The organism is Paenibacillus sp. P4_A9, from assembly GCF_056402415.1.
Genome location: NZ_JBFUHL010000170.1, coordinates 1 through 2,614, shown reverse-complemented (window position 1 = coordinate 2,614; position 2,614 = coordinate 1). Strand labels below are relative to the sequence as shown.

The window sequence follows — 2,614 nt, the reverse complement described above, 5'->3', positions numbered from 1 at the left end:
GAGTATGACAGTATTCATTTCCGAAATGCAAATAAATGATTAAAAGATCAACGTGCTTTTTTAAATTATGAATATCCTTAATCATTTTTTTTTGTTTGGATTAAATTGACCATCCACGATTTATTTGATGGTATTGGAATACCGTTCAGCCCCGAAGTATAGGATAGGATTCCGATCCTTACACCTTTGATACTTTTGATAAGATATTCTTTGGACTTATTTAAAGATTCAAGTGTGCCAGTATGATCAATCCCATTTTGGTTCAAAATCCGTATCGTTCGAAGCAAACCTGTGGTGCCGAAATCCATACAATGATTGTTTGCTGTAATTAAGGCATCAAAACCCGCTCTTTTAAGAGCTGGAGCCAGCTCATCAGGACATTTGAACAACGAACCACGTGATTTTCGACTCTTTCTCCCCCTAGTTCCAGCGAAGGTGGTTTCAAGATTTCCTATCGTTAAGTCTGCTTTTTTTAGAATTGGAGCTACCTTTGCTAATAGCGGGTCGAAAGAGTAAGTCCCGTCAGCCAGTTTAGTATCGGAAATGATATACCGTTTTACCATAAGGTCTCCAATGGCAGCTATATGAATTTCTGACAGATTCGTTCACCACCTAACATTTTTTATCTGTTTAAGCTCTCTTTAAGATTTTATTCTTGTGATGAAGTGCATTGCAAAATGCAAATTCATTTTCCTTTTCTCTTGAGTCTAGCCTTAGACCTACATCTCTTCACAATATGAGCAAGAGTCCAAATGTGTCTGGGCAAATATAATATGAGACTTTACGCACCCAGAAAGGGTCAATAAAGTTGATTAGATGTTGGGACTTCCCCCTTTACTTCAAACTATTTACTTTTTGCGTATCAAAAAAGGGAGTATGCACAACATTCAAAATCTTGAAAAGTAATATAGATACTCTCGATTTATTCTTTTAATTAACGAAAAATAACGCGACAAAATTTGGGCTGAAAAACGGAAAAAGCTAAAACAAAATTGCGATGTATGTACAATCAATACAAACTATTACCTCATATAATAGCTTGAATTCTAGTATATGAGGGGGGAGAAGATATACCAATTTTCAAACGCCATCAGTCTAAGCGAGTTACGTTTCGACATTTTTCATATCATCGATCATGAATCTGTCCTTTAAAGGAGGTATTTTACGATGGCTTACACACTGACAACAGGTGTTATTGCAAAACATAAGGAAAATAAAATGGCTTTTGTAGAGATTATTAATTATGGAACCTCCAGAAAATTTTTTAAATTTCGAGTTATCGACTGGACTAATAGACGACCTGGTAGAATCATTTCCCCGCCAGGTACCAGTTCTCTTAGACCCAATCGAAATGAAACCGCAGGTTTTTTTCTTCGTGAGGGTGTAGTTAGATACGAAATTGAAATTACCGTTTTTGATAAATTAGCAAAAAAGAATGAGATTGTATTTAATTGTTTCGGTGGGCTTTTTGGGACAACGCCAATAGCTAAATTGCTTGAGGGCAACACCGTCTTCCATAAAGACTTAATACTTAAAAAGAAACACTGTTAAGTGGAACCATCGTACAGATAGGAAAAGATTTTCTGAAACAACAGTGAATGGAAACTCAATCCAATTAATCCCTTTGTCAAATGTAACGGTATTCTTTGGTCCACAAAGCAGCAGTCAACGCAATAAGAGCAACAACAAAAGATAGATAAATAGCATACTGGAGGCGGGATAAATATGATTCTACGAGGACTTGTTGATTTCGGCATAGATCCTAACCAAGCTCAAAACATTCTTTTTATTAATGAATGCGGTGGAGGACCCCCTGCTAGTTTGTTTAAAATCCCTGATGGTTCTATTGTTATTCTTCAACGGGGGGCCATTAAGAAAAAGGTTCGTGTTGTTAAGGGGGATGCTTCCGAGTGTGATTTCCATATGGCTTCATTAAATCCATTTACAGCTCAGTTATTTAGGGTGAAAAAGGAACAACGTTATTTACTCGTATTTGATGAAAAAACGAAAATAATGAGAATGTTTCGAACCCCTGTTACCCGCTCGGCGGCCCAATTCAAGCTTGACCAGAATAGGCTTCACGGAAACAGCATCACTTTAGGCGGTCCATTCATGGATGACTTAGGAATTTACAGTACGAGAACAACGCTAATCGTTACTCGTGGAGGCGTATGTAAAAGATTTAAAATCTTGAAGAGTAATGTAGAGACCTCTGAATTATTCTTTCAGTTAACGGCTAATAACTCGTCAAGATTTGGACTGAGGAATGGAAAAAACTATCAATTGGCCTACAATCAAATAACAAATATACTTGTAATTGGAACTCAAGTGACATAAAAATAAACTGAGAGGTCACATAGTTTTGAGATCAAAGAAGAACCCCTGTGTTTCCCATGTCAGGAGTGGCTTTGTCTTTTTTTACTAATGTAAATCTTATGGTCAAACTGTACTTTGTGTTTAGATACATTACGCTGATCCGTATCATAAATTGATAACTTTGATTGCGTTATCCTGCCCGTCCCTCAGTGAAGGCAGCCGATCCAATTTTGATATGCTCCCCTTACGGTAGACAGGTGAAATAATATAACCTGTTGAAGTAAGGGGAGCATATCAC

The 2,614-nt window shown here is 37.0% G+C and carries 3 protein-coding genes; 2 read left to right on the top strand and 1 reads right to left on the bottom strand.

Translation table 11 applies throughout. The features are described from left to right. Window positions 1-77 precede the first annotated feature (77 nt). Window positions 78-575: a CapA family protein gene (locus AC1DVJ_RS30545; protein WP_477596621.1), complete on the bottom strand. Its 498-nt coding sequence runs from the start codon at window positions 573-575 to the stop codon at window positions 78-80. Window positions 576-1,167: 592 nt separating this feature from the next. Between AC1DVJ_RS30545 and AC1DVJ_RS30540 the strand changes: the two genes are divergently transcribed. Further along, window positions 1,168-1,551 carry a hypothetical protein gene (locus AC1DVJ_RS30540; RefSeq protein WP_477596619.1) on the top strand — a complete coding sequence of 128 codons (384 nt, stop codon included), beginning with the start codon at window positions 1,168-1,170 and terminating at the stop codon, window positions 1,549-1,551. A 174-nt stretch (window positions 1,552-1,725) separates the two neighbouring features. After that, entirely contained in the window at window positions 1,726-2,337 is a 612-nt protein-coding gene (locus AC1DVJ_RS30535) for a hypothetical protein (protein ID WP_477596617.1), read from the top strand. Window positions 2,338-2,614 lie beyond the last annotated feature (277 nt).